This is a genomic window from Paenibacillus lemnae, assembly GCF_012933385.1.
In the GTDB taxonomy this organism is placed as follows: domain Bacteria; phylum Bacillota; class Bacilli; order Paenibacillales; family Paenibacillaceae; genus Paenibacillus_AQ; species Paenibacillus_AQ lemnae.
In genome coordinates this window covers 49383-66743 of record NZ_JABBPN010000019.1, presented here as the reverse complement: position 1 = coordinate 66743, position 17361 = coordinate 49383, and the positions used below count along the sequence as shown (strand labels likewise).

Genomic DNA, 17361 nt, shown 5'->3' with positions numbered 1-17361 from the left:
TGGTATGTCTTTAAGAAGTAAAGGGATACATGCGATGAAGTGGTCCAGCCTAGGTACGGTTGTATCCATTGTCGTGCAGCTGCTCCAGCTGATCATGGTATCCCACCTGCTCTCACCCAAAGATTATGGTCTTATGGGCATGATTATGGTCATTGTGGCCGCTGCGGTGAACTTGACGGATATGGGGATTTCCAATGCCATCATTCACCGTCAGGATGTCACAAGGGATCATCTGTCCAGTCTCTATATTCTGAACCTGGTTATGAGTGCTCTTATATCATTGCTGATTTGGCTTTCGGCGCCTTTCGTAGCCGCCTTCTATAATGAACCTGCGCTCGTCAGCCCGGTGAGATGGATGTCGCTGCTCTGTCTCATACCTGCTTTCGGCCAGCAGTTTGAAGTTTTGAGCCGCAAAGAGCTGAAGTTTGACAATATATCCAAAATTCAGATCGCAGCCTATATCGGCGGCTTTGTGATTGCGCTGACTGGTGCGTTATTAGGCTTTGGAGTCTATGCACTTGTGGGCTCTTATCTCGGAAACGCCCTGATTAAATCGGTATGCCTGATGTTTCTGGGCTGGAAGACATGGACGCCGAGACTGCATTTTGCCCGGGAAGACCTGCGGGGTTATCTCCGATTCGGAGTGTATCAAATGTCTTCCAATCTGCTGCAGTCGCTGATCTCCAATATTGATTATATGATTATCGGCCGTATGTACGGAGCGAGTACGCTGGGTTATTACAGTTTTGCATTCCAGCTGTGCAATATGCCGATTCAGAAATTATCTCCGCTGATCAATACAGTCAGCCTGCCGATCTTTGCGAAGATGCAGATGCAGCAAGAATTGCTTCGGTCCGGATATGTAAAAATGATGGGCTATGTAAGCTATTTGAATGCTCCGATTTATCTGGGCATTCTGGTGACGGCTCCTTCTCTGGTTCCCTTTGTGTTTGGGGATCAATGGCTCCCTAGTGTGGTGATCATTCAGATCCTGTCAGCAACGATGATGGTCCGGATGCTAACCCTGCCGGTTCAGCCGCTGCTTCAGTCCAAAGGACGTACGGATGTCTACTTCCAGTTTACGCTGATCAGTATGCTCATTCAGGCTCCAGGCCTGTTTATCGGGGCGTATTTCGGAGGCGTTATCGGCATCTCCATCGCGTATCTGCTGATTCAAATCGTACTAATGCTCGTGCAGTATCTGTTTGCCATCAAACGGACACTGGGACCGTGCGGATCTGACTGTTTAAAAAGCGTGCTGCCCGGCCTGGGATTTGGCGGCATTATGGTTGCTGGTGTGCTGCTCATTAATCAGCTTGTCGATTGGCTGTTCTCAAGTGAAGTGAACTTTATATTTCAGGTAGTTTGCGGAGCAGTCTTCTACCTGACAGCGATTCTGGTGTTTAACCCGAGCGCCATGATGAATCTTCGGGAAGTTATACAACGAAAAGGGAAACTTGACTAACTGCCAGATAAGGCCATAGGGCTCTTTCGATTCATATATTCATCATTTGTAGAAACCATTAGGAGGGCTTACTATGACCAAGGTAAAAAAAGCAATCATCCCGGCCGCAGGACTTGGAACACGTTTTCTGCCAGCTACTAAAGCAATGCCGAAGGAAATGCTTCCGATCGTGGATAAGCCGACGATTCAATATATTGTGGAGGAGGCGGTCTCCTCAGGCATTGAGGATATCATCATCGTCACAGGACGGAGCAAGCGGGCGATTGAAGATCACTTTGATAAGAACGTCGAACTTGAGGCCGACCTGGAGGAAAAGAACAAAGACGAGCTGCTGGAAATTGTCCGTGATGTCACCAATCTGGTAGAGATTCACTGTGTACGCCAGAAAGAGCCTCTCGGACTGGGGCATGCCATCTGGTGCGCGCGGAAATTCATTAATCATGAACCGTTTGCCGTTCTGCTTGGCGATATGATCATCGATAATGATGTTCCGTGTCTCAAGCAGATGATGGATGTGTACGAGAAACAGCAGTCCAGCATGATCGCTGTGGAAGCTGTACCTTGGAACGAAGTAAGCAGCTATGGGGTCATCAAGGGAGAAGTGTTCAACCCGAAAATGCAGCGGATTACGGATCTGGTGGAAAAGCCAAAGGTCGATCCGCCATCCAATCTCGCCATGATCGGCAGATATATTTTGCACCCGGAAATCATGGATATTCTGGAAAGTCAGGAAGCGGGAGTCGGCGGTGAAATTCAGCTTACAGATGCATTGAAAAAGCTGGCACAGCTGCAGGACATGTACAGTCTCCGTTACGAAGGGCAATTATACGATGTCGGCAGCAAACTGGGGTATCTCAAAGCCAATATTGATTTTGCGCTGAAGCGGGATGGTATTGGGGGATCATTAAAGGAATACCTGCTTGAAACTGTCATTCCAGAGAATGAGGCTGAGACACACAAGGGACTTAAAATCGTATAACTGAATTCTCATAAAAGAAGGAGGGATTAGTATGAAATTAGTATTGCTGTCCGGCGGTTCCGGCAAGCGGCTCTGGCCGCTTTCCAATGATGCAAGATCGAAGCAATTCCTCAAGGTTCTTGAGAATGAAGACCAGCTTATGGAGTCCATGGTTCAGAGAGTTTGGGGACAGATCAAGGCTGCAGGTCTCGACAAATCTACCATTATCGCTACGAGCAGCAAACAGGTGGATATTCTTCAGAATCAGCTCGGAGATGTTCCGATCATCGCGGAGCCGGAAAGAAGAGACACCTTTCCCGCTATCGCGCTGGCTTCGGTGTATCTGCATTCCCTAAAGGGAGTATCCCTCGACGAAACGGTATGCATTCTGCCGGTGGATCCTTATGTGGAAGATCATTTTTTTGAGAGAATAAAAGAGCTGGACCGTACCCTCAACAACGGTGACGCTAAAATTGCCCTGATGGGCGTAAAGCCTACTTACCCGTCCTCTAAATATGGTTATATTATTCCACAGGCGGACAGCGAACAGGATGGATTTATGAAGGCCTCGCATTTTACAGAGAAGCCAACGGAGGAAAAAGCTGAAGAACTGATTGCACAGCAGGCGCTGTGGAACTGCGGTGTGTTTGCTTTCAAGCTGGGCTATATGATTGACAAGCTCTTTCAATCTGAGGTCCCCCTTCAATATAAGGAATTGATCAAGAACTACAGTCAGCTGCCCAAAATCAGCTTTGACTATGAGGTTGTCGAGAAGGAGAAGAATATTGCCGTCCTGCCGTACGAGGGCTGCTGGAAGGATCTTGGCACCTGGAACACGCTAACCGAGAATATGGCGGTTCACCAAATCGGCGATGGTGCGGTGAGTGACGATTGTGAGAATACACATCTGATTAATGAGCTGGACATTCCTGTAACAGTCATCGGCCTCTCCAATATCGTGGTAGCGGTCAGCCCTGACGGCATCCTGGTTTCCGACAAAAGCGCAAGTCCCAGGGTTAAGGATATGGTTGCCTCTGATCAAACCCCTATGTATGAGGAGAGAAGTTGGGGATGGTACCGCGTTCTGGACTACACAAAATATGAAAATGAAGAAGAAGTGCTTACCAAGCGCATCGGTCTCAATGAGGGGAAGCACCTCAGTTATCAGAAGCACTGCCAGAGAAGCACGACGCTGAATATTGTGAGCGGTGAAGGTGTGCTGGTGTTTAATGATAAGGTTTTTGAAATCAAGAGCGGCGATGTGTTTACCATCCCTTCTCATATTTTTTATGGCATCAAGGCCGTCCGGGATGTGGAATTTATCGAGATTCAAAAGGGCTCGGTTCTGCAGGAGGATGATATCATCGAAATGTTCAGTACATGGGAGGAGATCGAGGCGCACTGCTCAACAAGGAGAATCCCTTCATGAAACGGTGGAAGAAAGCTGTTCTGATCGGATCCGCCTTGGTGCTGGCAGGAGCATGCGCATACGGCTTGTTCTTATATCAGTCGGTAAAAACCACGATGAATGCCATCTATGAACCACTGAATCAGGATCAGGCACCGCCAGTGACAGCTTCGAGTTTGGAACCAGATATGGAAACGGCGGCTGCCAGTGATGGAAAACAGACTGGTGGAATACAGACAGATGGAAAGCAGACGGATGAGAAGCAGACATCTGGCAGAGGAGCGGATCTGAGTCAACAAGACCCGTTCACCCTGCTGGTCATGGGTGTTGATCAGAGGGAACATGATGTCGGAAGGTCGGACTCCATTGTGGTTCTTACGATGAATCCAGCTAAACGATCGGTCCTTATGGTCAACATCCCGCGGGATACACGAACAGAAATTGTCGGGCACGGAACTGTGGATAAAATTAATCATGCCTATGCCTTTGGCGGTGTAGATATGGCGGTTAACACGATTCAGAACTTTCTGGATGTTCCCATCGACTATTACGTCAAGGTCAATATGGAAGGCTTTGAGCAGATCATTGACCTGCTTGGAGGAGTGACCGTAGATAATTCGTTTGCTTTTACTGTAGACGGCAGACATTACCCGGCAGGTGTGTTAACGCTTAATGGTGAAGATGCTTTGTTATTCTCGAGAATGCGTTACGATGATCCCCGAGGCGACCTCGGCAGAAATGAACGGCAGCGGCGTATCCTGACCGGACTCATGGATCGCGCCAAGACACTGTCGAATGTGACCAAGGTGACAGATATTCTGGAAGAGATTGAAGGCAGCACCAGAACCAATCTGAGCTTCTCGGACATCAATCATTTATTTATGAATTATAGAAATGAGATCGACTCCATCGATCAGGATGAGATTCAGGGAACTGGCGATATGATTAATAAGATCTACTATTATATTGTGAGCGAGACAGAGAAGCAGCGAATACACGCCGAGATTATGAAGCAGCTTCAATAACTGGCGGCACAGAGAAGAGGGTGCGGATGGCTGTTAATTTATTTTTCATTCCCCATCAGGATGATGAAGCCCTGACCTTTGGCGCAGGTATTCGCAATCATCTCGATGCGGGAGACGAGTGTCATGTGATTTTATATACAAATGGAGCGGCTTCCGGAGTCAGAAGGCAGCTGAACGGCGAAGAGAAAAGCGCACTTTTCAAACAATGGCTGTCGCCAGCCGCCGAAGGCTATTCCGAATTGAGCGAAGACGCCTTTTCCGCCTGCAGGAATGATGAGTTTATGCGATCCTGCCGGGCGCTTGGACTTCCGGATGAATGGATTCATATATCCTCTTATCTAATGCATGATGGAACCACAACCGTGGAGGGCTGCAAACAGGTGATTAAGGAATATCTAGAGCGCTATCCCGGAGCTCGCGTCAAGACCTTCACTTATATAGGAGGAAACCACAGGGATCATGCCAACATGGGAAAAGCGGGTCAGAGCATGTACGAGCAGGGGAATATTACCGACCTGAGATTCTATGTGGAGCCTTACAACTTGCGAAATGCGACAAAGGAAAAGGGAAGAGGTGCTATTTTAAAAGAAAAATCAGTTCAGAACCCGAACAAGGTCCGTGATTCCTTAAAAGAGTACAAGAAATGGGACCCTGCTCAAGGCCAGTTTGCGATCGGCTATCATTCAGTAAAGAAATGTATTAATACCGTTATTGCTAAGCCGGTGTCTTATTACCACAAACCTTGAAGGATCTAAAAAAACTCAACCGCAGCAAACCCTGTGTATGATGTACATGAGGGTTTGTTTTTTTGAACGGTGAATATTCCGGATAAACGGGGTTAAAATGATAAAGAGACCACTTGGCAAAACCGGAAAATGTGCTATAATAATATCAAAGTCAAAGAAAGTCAAAGTCAGCAACAACGGATTCTAAAGCATATCATGTGGTTAAACTTAACGTATGGCAAGGCTCTGTGCGACACGTGTAAGATGATAACGGCTTAGCGTTTCAATCAGTGGAGGATGAACAACATGCGTAATATCTCGGATATTATCGAACAATATTTGAAGCTTACGCTTCAGGGCAGCAAAGAAGGCACCATCGAAATTCAGCGCAATGACCTGGCTGAGCAGTTCTCATGTGTCCCTTCCCAGATCAATTATGTGATCAGCACGCGGTTTACTTTGGAGAAGGGTTATCTCGTGGAGAGCAAGCGGGGCGGCGGCGGCTATATCCGCATTCAGCGGATCGAACTGCCCCAGCATAATGCGCTTCACCATCATCTGCACCACAGTATTGGCAGTGATATGGATCAGACGGCAGCGGAAGGCTTGATTTATCAGCTCGAGGAATCGGGCTTTTTGAGCAAGCGGGAAGCTTGTATGATGCGCGGGGCGATCTCCAGGGAATGCCTGAAGCTGAAGCTCCCGTACCGGGATGAACTTCGTGCGCGAATTATGAAGGCCATGCTGCTGTCACTGCTGGGCAAATGAACACATGTGCATGTTCCTGAAGGAGGATGAACCGTTATGATGTGTCAAGAATGCGGCAGTCGTCCGGCCACGCTTCATTTCACCAAGATTGTGAACGGGGAGAAGACAGAGTTTCATTTTTGTGAAACATGTGCCCGTGAGAAGGGTGAGATGATTCCGGGGACGCCGAACGGATTTTCGATCCACAGCCTATTGTCCGGCCTGCTTGATCTGGATCCTGCGGGCAAAGGCCAGCTGGCCGGAGCGAAAGCTCCCCAGGTACCGCGATGCGAAGAATGCGGAATGACCTACACGCAGTTCAGCAAGCTTGGGCGATTTGGCTGCAGTTCATGTTATAAATATTTTTCCGACCGGCTGGATCCTTTGTTCAAAAGAGTGCACGGCAGCACCGCGCATGTCGGTAAAATTCCGAAGCGCAGCGGCGGCAAAATACAGACCAGACGCCAGATCGATGAACTCAAGAAAGAACTCCAATACCGCATCGTTCAGGAAGAGTTCGAGACGGCTGCACAAATCCGCGACCGGATTCGTGAACTGGAGAAAGACCTGGCCTGATTGCGAAAAACTCACACCAATGAAGGATGCACTAAGGAAGTAGGAGGAATGCGAAATGTCGAATCTCCGTTTCACGGAACAGGCACTCAGCGAGTGGATGCGGGGCAGCGGTCAGGATTCTGATATCGTCATCAGCACCCGGGTCCGGGTGGCACGCAATCTGCAGCACCTTCCGTTTCCGCTGCTGGCCACGAACCAGCAGTCGGAAGAGGTATTGGAGAAACTGAAGGATGTCATTGGAGAAGGTGCAGTGACAGAGGAAACCGGGTCTTTCCATACCATCATTCTGGAGGAAATCGGAGATCTGGATAAAAAAGTGCTGGTCGAGAAGCATCTCATCAGTCCGAGTCTCGCGAATGAATCCAGAAACGGTGCCGTAATTCTGAACGATGATGAATCTGTCAGTATTATGATTAACGAAGAAGACCACTTACGGATTCAGTGCTTATATCCCGGCTTTCAGGTAAGAGAAGCTTGGGAGAAAGCAACGGCGCTGGATGATGTGTTTGAGGAGAAGGTGGATTACGCCTTTGATGACAAGAGAGGATATCTGACCAGCTGCCCGACAAACGTAGGCACCGGTCTTCGCGCCTCGGTCATGATGCATCTGCCTGCATTGGTGATGACCCAGCAGATTAACCGCATTTTGTCAGCGGTATCGCAGGTCGGCCTTACAGTGCGGGGCATTTACGGCGAAGGCAGCGAAGCGGTAGGCAATCTTTTTCAAATATCCAATCAGATTACACTCGGTCAAACCGAGCATGAAATTATAGATAACCTGCACAGTGTGGTTCTTCAAATTATCGAGCATGAGAAGAATGCCCGGACCAAGCTGTTGAATGACTCCAGACTTCGAATTACGGACCGTGTGATGAGATCTTACGGGATTTTATCTTATGCAGAGGTTATTGAAGCGAAGGAGGCGGCCCAGCGCCTGTCCGATGTTCGCCTGGGTGTCGATCTCGGTCTGCTGGAAGGTCCCGCAAGTGCTGTCATGAACGAGCTCAATGTAATGACCCAGCCGGGATTTCTTCAGAAGAGGTTCGGGGACGGCATGAACCCGGGTGACCGGGATGTGTGCCGGGCAAAGCTGATCCGGGAAACGCTGGCGCAGAAGGCAAAATCATGAGCTCCTGCGGAAATTTTGCAAAATGCTGGCGGGGCGTATAAAATCAACGATAAATCATCAATCACGGAGGTGCAATACTAATGATGTTTGGCAGATTTACAGAACGTGCACAGAAAGTGCTGGCACTGGCTCAAGAAGAGGCGGTACGACTCGGTCATAATAACATCGGTACAGAACATATTCTGCTGGGATTGATCCGTGAGGGCGACGGTATTGCTGCTAAAGCGCTCATCGGACTCGGTTTAGGACTTGAAAAAATACAGGACGAAGTAGAGACCTTGATCGGCCGCGGGCAGGAGCAGCCAACCAATATTGCCTATACGCCAAGAGCGAAGAAAGTGATTGAGCTTTCCATGGATGAAGCACGCAAGCTTGGTCACACCTATGTAGGAACCGAACATATCCTGCTCGGTCTGATTCGCGAAGGTGAAGGCGTTGCAGCCCGTGTACTCAACAACCTGGGCATCAGCCTGAACAAAGCACGCCAGCAGGTACTTCAGCTGCTGGGCAGCAGCGAAGCCGTGTCCAGCCATCATGGCCAGCCGCAAAATGTGAATACACCGACCCTTGACAGCCTGGCACGGGATTTGACCGCGATTGCCAAAGAAGGCAATCTGGATCCCGTTATCGGCCGGAGCAAAGAAATTGAGCGTGTCATTCAGGTGCTGAGCCGCCGGACGAAGAACAACCCGGTGCTGATCGGTGAACCGGGTGTTGGTAAGACGGCTATTGCTGAAGGTCTTGCCCAGAAGATCATTAACAATGAAATTCCAGAGACGCTTCGCGACAAACGGGTAATGACCCTGGATATGGGTTCTGTCGTGGCGGGAACGAAATACCGCGGTGAGTTTGAAGACCGCTTGAAGAAAATTATGGATGAGATCCGGCAGGCTGGTAATATCGTGCTCTTTATTGATGAGCTCCATACCTTGATCGGCGCTGGCGGTGCAGAAGGTGCGATCGATGCCTCCAACATCCTGAAGCCTTCGCTGGCACGTGGAGAGCTGCAGTGCATCGGGGCTACAACGCTGGATGAGTACCGCAAGTATATCGAGAAGGATGCTGCGCTGGAGCGCCGTTTCCAGCCGATTACGGTAGATCAGCCTTCTCCGGAAGAAGCAATCCAAATTCTGTATGGTCTGCGTGACCGCTATGAAGCGCATCACCGGGTGAAGATTACCGATGAGGCGATTGAACAAGCCGTGCGTTTGTCGGACCGTTATATTACGGACCGCTTCCTGCCGGATAAAGCGATCGATCTGATCGATGAAGCAGGCTCCAAGGTCCGCCTGCATACGTATACGATTCCGCCAAACCTGAAAGATCAGGAATCCCGCCTGGAAGATATCCGCAAAGAGAAAGATGCTGCCGTACAGAGCCAGGAATTTGAAAAGGCGGCTGCTCTGCGTGATACCGAACAGAAGCTGCGGGAAGAGCTTGAAATTACGAAGAATCAATGGAAAGAGAAGCAGGGACGTACCGATTCCGAGGTTACCCCGGAAGACATCGCTGACGTAGTGGCCATCTGGACCGGCATCCCTGTGAATAAACTGAAAGAAGAAGAGACCGAACGTCTGCTCAACATGGAGCAGCTGCTTCATGGCCGTGTAATCGGTCAGGAAGAAGCAGTTAAGGCAGTCAGCCGTGCGGTTCGCCGTTCCCGTGCCGGACTTAAGGATCCAAAACGTCCAATGGGCTCGTTCATCTTCCTAGGACCAACCGGTGTCGGTAAAACCGAACTGGCTCGTGCGCTGGCTGAAGGTATGTTCGGTGACGAGAATGCCGTTGTGCGGATCGATATGTCGGAGTACATGGAGAAGCATTCCACATCCCGCTTGGTCGGAGCGCCTCCGGGATATGTCGGCTATGAAGAAGGCGGCCAGCTGACAGAGAAAGTACGCCGCAAGCCCTACTCTGTCGTGCTGCTGGATGAGATCGAGAAGGCACATCCCGAAGTGTTCAATATCCTCCTTCAAGTGCTTGAAGATGGCCGGTTGACGGATTCCAAGGGACGCGTAGTCGATTTCCGGAACACATTGATTATTCTGACTTCTAACGTCGGAGCAGAAGCGATCAGACGGAACTCCACACTTGGCTTCACTGCGGTGAGCGACGCGGGCCAAGACTACAACAACATGAAGGGTAAGGTTATGGATGAGCTGAAGAAGAGCTTCCGTCCTGAATTCCTGAACCGGATTGATGAGATCATCGTCTTCCACTCTCTGGAAGAGAAGCATATTGGTGAGATTGTAACCCTGATGTCCGATGAGCTCAAGAAACGTCTTCGTGACTTTGGGGTGGATTTTGAGCTTTCCGACAGCGCCAAAACCTTCCTGGCTAAGGAAGGGTATGATCCGGCCTTCGGTGCACGGCCGCTGCGCAGAGCAATCCAGAAGCATATTGAGGATCGGTTGTCTGAAGAGCTGTTGAAAGGCAATGTATCGATGGGGGATCACCTTCTCATTGATGAAAAAGATGGCGCACTGACAGTCACCAAGTCAGAAGCAGCACCGGCAGTACCGTCTTCTGAAGAATCTTCTCAAGAGTAAATGAATCAAACCAAGCAGGCCATTCCAGAATTTTTCTGAAAGGGCCTGCTTTTTTTTTATACATGTTCAACATTGTGGGATGAAATGCCGATAAATGTTTAACGTAGAGTGAGAACCGATCTGGAGAAGCGGAGCGGTCGGCTCAAAGCTTTCCGAAGGAAAGCTAGCACCGGAAGCATAAGCTATATCCGGATTTACCCTTATGGTTAGTAATAATTCAAATAAAATCCGGGTATAACAGCGATCGGAAGATGGTTCTCAATCGAAGTGGACCTGTGTGTAATTTACAACTTCATTTTATATAGCCTTTACGTTGAATTATAATAAATGGTAAACTTTGAGTAGTGCCTGAAATTGCAATACAGTGACAGTTTTCCTCGAAGGATGGTCATCATAAAGGAGAGATCATGGCAAAATCCAAAAGCAAGTTCTACTGTACCGAATGCGGTTATGAATCGCCGAAATGGTACGGCAAATGTCCGGGCTGTCAGGCCTGGAATTCTATGGTGGAAGAGACTGAGACGGTCATCAAGACACAGGGCATGAATTCGCCTGTATTTCACAGTAAAGAAAAACCCGTTTCAATCATAAATATAGAGAGCGGCAAAGAACCCCGGATCGAAACCGGGATCAAAGAACTTAACCGGGTACTCGGAGGCGGTCTCGTCCCGGGTTCGCTTGTGCTTGTAGGCGGTGATCCCGGTATCGGAAAATCTACGCTTCTTCTTCAGACCTCGAATCAGCTGGCTCAAAGCGGACTCCGCGTGCTGTATATTTCGGGTGAAGAATCGGTGCGTCAGACCAAGCTGCGTGCGGATCGTCTGGGTGTGTTGTCGCCGGAACTGTTCGTTCTGTGTGAAACCAATCTGGAAAGTATTGAGGAAGCTATCGAGAATGTGCAGCCGCAGTTCGTCGTCATCGATTCCATTCAAACGGTGTATCAGCCGGATGTGACCAGTGCGCCGGGGAGCGTATCCCAGGTACGGGAATGTACGGCAAGGTTTATGCGTATAGCCAAGGTCAAGGGGATCGCCACAGTGCTTGTAGGCCATGTTACGAAAGAAGGAGCTATTGCAGGCCCGCGTATGCTGGAGCATATGGTGGATTGTGTGCTGTATTTTGAAGGCGAACGCCATCACACCTACCGGCTGCTCCGGGCAGTCAAGAACCGCTTCGGATCCACGAATGAAATCGGGATTTTCGAGATGGTGGAAGAAGGGCTGCGCGAGGTTGGCAATCCGTCGGAACTGTTTCTCTCGGAACGTCCGCTTGGTGTAGCAGGCTCCACGGTGGTGGCCAGCATGGAAGGAACCAGACCTGTGCTGGTAGAGCTTCAGGCACTGATTTCATCCACACATTTTCCTTCCCCGCGCAGGATGGGGACGGGTGTGGATCACCACCGCATGAATCTGATCATTGCGGTGCTGGAGAAGCGGATGGGCATGTTTCTTCAGAATCAGGATGCGTATATCAACGTGGCCGGCGGGGTCAAGCTGGATGAACCGGCAGTCGATCTCGCCATTGCAGTCAGTATATCATCCAGCTTCCGCGATATGCCGACCAAACCGTATGATGTCATCTTCGGTGAAGTGGGCCTGACCGGTGAAGTCCGGGCCGTATCCCGTGCCGAGCAGCGGGTGAAAGAGGCAGAGAAGCTGGGATTCAAACGGGTCATTATGCCCGAGAAAAGCCTGAAAGGATGGAAACATCCTAAAGGTATACAAATTATTGGAGTCAATACCGTAGCAGATGCATTAGCGGTTGCGTTAGATTAGGGGGCATACTAAGGTGAAAGAATCGGTTCAACTGGATAAAATGAATGATTTGCTGAAGCTGGTAGCACCGGGGACGGCTTTCCGTGACGGACTGGAAAATGTACTGCGGGCCAAGACCGGGGCCCTGCTTGTTGTCGGCTACAGTCCGGAGGTGATGGAGGTCGTCGATGGCGGCTTTTCCATCAACTGTGATTTTTCTCCGAACTATTTATACGAGCTGGCCAAGATGGATGGTGCGATCATTCTCAGCGAAGATCTGAAGCGAATTCTCTATGCAAATACACAGCTGATTCCCGATTCATCCATCTCATCCATTGAGACCGGAATCCGGCATCGTACAGCAGAGCGTGTCGCCAAACAGACCGGGAAGCTGGTCGTTTCCATATCACAGCGGCGAAATATTATTACACTGTATCAGGGATCCATCCGCTATTCGCTGAAAGAAATCGGCGTTATTCTGACAAAGGCGAATCAGGCGATTCAAACATTGGAGCGTTACCGGGTCGTGCTGAACCAGTCGCTCACCAATCTGTCTGCATCCGAGTTCGAGGAACTCGTAACGCTTCAGGAAGTCGTAAACGTCATTCAGCGCGTGGAAATGGTGCTCCGCATCAAGAAAGAGATCAAACGTTATATTAACGAACTGGGCAATGAAGGCCGTCTTATCAGCATGCAGATGGAGGAGCTGGTCAGCAATATCGAGGAAGAGGCATGGTTCCTTTATGCAGATTACGCACGGGAATACAGCGAGGAGAACGTCAGGGAGATCATCTTGTCACTCAAACGATTGAATGATGACGAACTGCTGGATATCCACCATATTATCCGTCTGCTGGGATATCCGTCTTCTTCAGCTACTGCCGAAGAAATGGTGCTGCCGAGAGGCTACCGGATTCTGAACAAGATTCCCCGTCTGCCGAATGTCATTATCCGCAATCTGGTGGACCGCTTTGAAGATCTGCCCAGCATGATCACTGCCACGATCGATGAACTGGATGAAGTGGACGGGATTGGTGAGGTCCGGGCACGTACTATCAAAGAAGGTCTCAGACGCCTGCAGGATCAAGTATTCATTGACAGACAAATGTAAATATAATACAATATATAAACGTGACGTAAAATTTAATGAGGTGAATAATCAATGACAAAATCAATTCCGAACATGTTTACTTTAGGTAACCTGTTTCTCGGAATGATTGGTATTATTCTTGCAATGAACGGCAAGACCAGTATGGCAGCGATTATGATTATTGTTGCAATGCTGCTGGACGGCTTGGATGGTCGGGTGGCTCGTGCGCTGAATGCGCAGAGTGAGTTTGGTAAGGAACTGGATTCATTATCCGATATCGTATCTTTTGGTGTAGCTCCTGCGCTGATCATGTTCAGCGTTTCGTTTTCCGATATCAGCCATGCACTGGCTTGGACCGTTACTGCGATTTTCCCAATGTGCGGTGCGCTCCGCCTGGCACGTTTTAATGTTCGTCCCGGGATTCCTGGCTATTTCATCGGTCTGCCGATTCCGGCCGCTGGTGGTGTTCTAGCTACACTGGCACTGTTTCATGAGGAGATTACCGCTCCTTATATGATGATTGCGATGCTCTTGCTTTCTTATCTCATGATCAGCAGTGTCATGTATCCAAACTTCAAGAAAATCGGTCTTCCAAAGAAGGCCATCAAGTTCACCCCGCTGGTGATCATCGCTGCGGTAGCTGTTGCCGTATTTTTCCCAGAACAAACATCCATGCTGATTTTTGTTCCTCTGGTGCTGTACGCAGGCTATGGAATCAAGCAGAATATTCAGCGGCTGACCCGCAAGAATAAGAAGCGCAAGAAAGACGATGAAGCCTTTCATTCCTCTGATCGTTAAGTTGTAGCTCAATAGGTATAAATAAAAAGCATTTATTTCGTGTCCTTCATCAGGATCATGAAATAAATGCTTTTTTATTATAATACCGATGCTGATATTTAAGATAAATTGAACAGGCCCAGCGTGGAGCACTTCTTGGATTCCTTGTTCAGCACTTCATCAAGCTCAATGTCCAGCAGATTAGCCATGGCAGACATATAGAACAAGTTCCGTCCCAGTTCGGAACTGACAGCTTCGCGGCAGTTCTCGCAGAGATGGCCGTCTACATGCGTGCCGGCAGATTCTCTGGCGGACTGAAGATCTGTACCTGCATCAAAGCTTTGCTTCGTGGCATGCAGCTCGATGCAGCCGCACTCCGTAATGGCTTTGGTAACAGCTCGGTTGACAGAGGCATTGCTTTGTCCGTTCTTGGACAGGACATCCAGCAGACTGCGGTGACGGAGCAACAATTCGGAAACCTGATCCTGAAAGGCCTGTAATGTAGGAGCGCTCATCGTTTAATCATCCACCTCGATCTTTGTTTTAGAGTTGCATTCATTATATTCCACCCCTTGCAGGGAATTCAACTGAAGGAACCTTCAGGAATGGCCATAAACATGGAAATCCCTCCAATATCCCCCGTAACTCGCCGGGATTTCACTAAGATGATCAGACATCCTTGCAGGGTTTCAAAAAAGTTACCGTTACCACGGTTACCGATTTCAAAATCCGACCATACTGGAAATTATAAGCAAGTCATTCTATGTATAGAGGAGGTGCGCCGGACCCATGTTTAAAAAAGCTATCTTAGCATTCACTTTACTGTGCGGGGCATGGTGCGGGTATACGTTATACCAGATGCTGGAACGGTCGTTCCCAGAGCTTTCGCTTGTGTTTGGCCAAGGATTGTTTGCAGGAGGAAGCGGTGTTTTTGCCCTGCTGGGAGCGCTGCTCTTCGGTATGATTGGCACGCTGATTGGTGACCGTTTCGCCGGCAGGCTTCATACCGCAATCTTGTCGTTTTCAAAAATTCCGATGAATGAGCTGGCTGCCGGAACGGCGGGGCTGCTGGGAGGGCTGCTGCTTTCACTCCTGCTTTCGCCAAGCCTTTCATGGCTGGGTCAGGGAGGGCGTTTGCTGCAGGTGGGGCTTACCCTGCTTGGAGGTTATGCCGGTTACCGGATCGGCCTTGAGAAGAAGGACGAGCTGGCATCTTTTTGGATGACCGGCAGATGGAGCCAGGGGGCAGAGCCGGAAGCGCGCTGGTTTGAAGAGCATAAAATTTTGGATACAAGTGTCATCATTGACGGTAGAATCGCCGACATTTGCAAAACCGGATTTATTGAAGGGACGATTGTAATTCCCGAGTTTGTCCTGGAAGAGCTGCAGCATATTGCGGATTCATCCGATCTTCTCAAACGCAACCGCGGACGGCGCGGACTGGATATTTTGAATAAAATCCAGAAAGAGCTGGACGTTAAGGTCTTGATCTATGAGGGCGATTTTGAGGATATTTCAGAAGTGGACAGCAAGCTGGTCAAATTGGCGAAGGTCCTGCAGGGTAAAGTCGTCACCAATGACTTCAATCTGAACAAGGTTTGCGAACTGCAGGGTGTGTCTGTGCTGAACATCAACGATCTCGCGAACGCGGTGAAACCGGTCGTTCTTCCGGGCGAAGAGATCTTGGTTCAGATCATCAAGGATGGCAAGGAGCATGGTCAGGGTGTTGCCTATTTGGATGACGGAACGATGATTGTTGTGGAAGGCGGCCGTGATTATATCGGAACCATGATGGAAGTGCTGGTGACGAGCGTGCTGCAAACCTCTGCCGGCCGAATGATTTTTGCAAAACCAAAACTGTTGGAAAAAGCGCAGTAAAGCGGGTATGATGATAAATGTACCTATTTTACGTATCCGGCAGTACGGGTTTGACATTCGTACCGGGGGATGACTTGGAACAGGAGTTTTGATATGACAACGGGCTTCGGAGCTGTCATCGTGGCAGCGGGTAAAGGTTCGAGAATGGGAACCCGGGAGAGCAAGCAGTTCCTGCATATCGGCGGGAAGCCGATCGTGGTTCAGACGATGGATATATTTAACCGGCTTCCGTGGATCCAGCAGATCGTGCTGGTTACTGGCAGAGATGATGTTGAACGCTGTGAGGCATGGATCTCGGCCTATGGGCTGGACAAGGTGTCTGCTGTTATTCCCGGCGGCCGTGAACGGCAGGAATCGGTGTACTTAGGTATCAAGCAAATGCATACAGAGTGGGTAATGATACATGACGGCGTCAGACCGTTTGTCACCACTGAAGAGATTACGACCTGCCGCGATACGGCGGTTTCCGAAGGAGCGGCCGTGCTGGCCGTTCCCGTGAAGGATACGATCAAGCAGGTCAACGGCCAGGGGCTCATCACAGGGACACCTGACCGTCAAAGTCTGTGGGCTGTTCACACGCCGCAGGCTTTTCGTCTTTCCGAGCTGATGCGGGCTCATGAGACGGCGCAGCAGGACGGCTTTGCGGCAACGGATGATGCCATGCTGCTGGAGCATATCGGCCTCCCTGTCGCCGTAGCGGAGGGCAAATACAGCAATATTAAGATTACGACGCCGGAAGACCTGGAATATGCGGCGTTTATGGGAAGAAACAAGGAGGAGACCGGATCATGATTCGAGTGGGTCAGGGTTTTGATGTACATCAACTGGTAGAGGGCAGGCCGTGTATTATTGGCGGTGTAACAATCCCTTATGAGAAAGGGCTGCTTGGGCATTCGGATGCGGATGTACTGCTGCATGCATTAACTGACGCTATTTTGGGGGCGCTCGGACTGGGAGACATCGGACGGCATTTTCCGGACAATGATCCCGCTTTTAAAGACGCAGACAGCTTGAAACTGCTGGAACAGGTATGGGAGATGGCTAAGGAGAAAGGTTACCGCCTGGGGAATGCCGACTGTACTATTATCGCGCAGAAGCCCAAAATGGCTCCTTATATTCCGGAGATGACTGCCATTATAGCGAAAGCGCTCCATGCAGAACCGGAGCAGGTCAATGTCAAGGCCACAACAACAGAGCAGCTCGGTTTTACTGGCCGTGGAGAAGGCGTTGCAGCACAGTCTGTTGTCTGCCTCATCCAAGGTATGCTATCATCTTGAAAA

The 17361-nt window shown here is 49.6% G+C and carries 16 protein-coding genes; 15 read left to right on the top strand and 1 reads right to left on the bottom strand.

Translation table 11 applies throughout. The features are described from left to right. Positions 1-4: 4 nt before the first annotated feature. The 12 genes from HII30_RS17450 (at position 5) to pssA (ending at position 14224) form a co-directional block, all read left to right on the top strand. Positions 5-1465 carry an MOP flippase family protein gene (locus tag HII30_RS17450; protein ID WP_169506329.1) on the top strand — a complete coding sequence of 487 codons (1461 nt, stop codon included), beginning with the start codon at positions 5-7 and terminating at the stop codon, positions 1463-1465. 73 nt (positions 1466-1538) lie between these two features. Beyond that, positions 1539-2444 carry a UTP--glucose-1-phosphate uridylyltransferase GalU gene (gene galU, locus HII30_RS17445; protein ID WP_169506328.1) on the top strand — a complete coding sequence of 302 codons (906 nt, stop codon included), beginning with the start codon at positions 1539-1541 and terminating at the stop codon, positions 2442-2444. Between the two features lie 31 nt (positions 2445-2475). Continuing rightward, the gene (locus tag HII30_RS17440; RefSeq protein ID WP_169506327.1) at positions 2476-3852 is read left to right on the top strand and encodes a sugar phosphate nucleotidyltransferase; all 1377 of its coding nucleotides are present in this window, start codon (positions 2476-2478) and stop codon (positions 3850-3852) included. Beyond that, complete coding sequence (locus HII30_RS17435) at positions 3849-4856, top strand: LCP family glycopolymer transferase (protein ID WP_169506326.1); 1008 nt, start codon at positions 3849-3851, stop codon at positions 4854-4856. The genes HII30_RS17440 and HII30_RS17435 overlap by 4 nt, the downstream gene beginning before the upstream one ends. Before the next feature lie 26 nt (positions 4857-4882). Then, a complete protein-coding gene (locus tag HII30_RS17430) occupies positions 4883-5602 on the top strand; it encodes a PIG-L family deacetylase (RefSeq protein ID WP_169506325.1) in 720 nt (239 codons plus the stop codon). Positions 5603-5887: 285 nt separating this feature from the next. Next, entirely contained in the window at positions 5888-6349 is a 462-nt protein-coding gene (locus HII30_RS17425; protein WP_169506324.1) for a CtsR family transcriptional regulator, read from the top strand. A gap of 36 nt (positions 6350-6385) precedes the next feature. Beyond that, complete coding sequence (gene mcsA / locus HII30_RS17420) at positions 6386-6904, top strand: protein-arginine kinase activator protein McsA (RefSeq protein ID WP_169506323.1); 519 nt, start codon at positions 6386-6388, stop codon at positions 6902-6904. 55 nt (positions 6905-6959) lie between these two features. After that, complete coding sequence (gene mcsB / locus HII30_RS17415) at positions 6960-8033, top strand: protein-arginine kinase McsB (RefSeq protein WP_169506322.1); 1074 nt, start codon at positions 6960-6962, stop codon at positions 8031-8033. Between the two features lie 80 nt (positions 8034-8113). Beyond that, complete coding sequence (gene clpC / locus HII30_RS17410) at positions 8114-10582, top strand: ATP-dependent protease ATP-binding subunit ClpC (RefSeq protein ID WP_169506321.1); 2469 nt, start codon at positions 8114-8116, stop codon at positions 10580-10582. 407 nt (positions 10583-10989) lie between these two features. After that, positions 10990-12357, top strand: coding sequence for a DNA repair protein RadA (radA, locus tag HII30_RS17405; protein WP_169506320.1), 1368 nt, complete (start codon positions 10990-10992; stop codon positions 12355-12357). Between the two features lie 13 nt (positions 12358-12370). Further along, the gene (gene disA / locus HII30_RS17400) at positions 12371-13447 is read left to right on the top strand and encodes a DNA integrity scanning diadenylate cyclase DisA (RefSeq protein WP_169506319.1); all 1077 of its coding nucleotides are present in this window, start codon (positions 12371-12373) and stop codon (positions 13445-13447) included. 51 nt (positions 13448-13498) lie between these two features. Then, entirely contained in the window at positions 13499-14224 is a 726-nt protein-coding gene (pssA, locus tag HII30_RS17395) for a CDP-diacylglycerol--serine O-phosphatidyltransferase (RefSeq protein ID WP_169506318.1), read from the top strand. Between the two features lie 98 nt (positions 14225-14322). Here pssA and HII30_RS17390 read toward each other — a convergent pair whose 3' ends face one another. Then, positions 14323-14718, bottom strand: a complete 396-nt coding sequence (locus HII30_RS17390; RefSeq protein WP_169506317.1) for a nucleoside triphosphate pyrophosphohydrolase family protein — start codon at positions 14716-14718, stop codon at positions 14323-14325. A 274-nt stretch (positions 14719-14992) separates the two neighbouring features. On the opposite strand from HII30_RS17390, the gene HII30_RS17385 reads away from it, so the two are divergent. From HII30_RS17385 to ispF, 3 genes are all read left to right on the top strand, one after another. Then, a complete protein-coding gene (locus HII30_RS17385; protein WP_169506316.1) occupies positions 14993-16081 on the top strand; it encodes a PIN/TRAM domain-containing protein in 1089 nt (362 codons plus the stop codon). A 93-nt stretch (positions 16082-16174) separates the two neighbouring features. Beyond that, on the top strand, positions 16175-16873 hold the full coding sequence (gene ispD / locus HII30_RS17380; protein WP_169506315.1) for a 2-C-methyl-D-erythritol 4-phosphate cytidylyltransferase: 699 nt from the start codon (positions 16175-16177) through the stop codon (positions 16871-16873). Further along, on the top strand, positions 16870-17358 hold the full coding sequence (gene ispF, locus HII30_RS17375; protein WP_169506314.1) for a 2-C-methyl-D-erythritol 2,4-cyclodiphosphate synthase: 489 nt from the start codon (positions 16870-16872) through the stop codon (positions 17356-17358). Before ispD ends, ispF begins: the two co-directional genes overlap by 4 nt. The last annotated feature ends 3 nt before the right edge of the window (positions 17359-17361 follow it).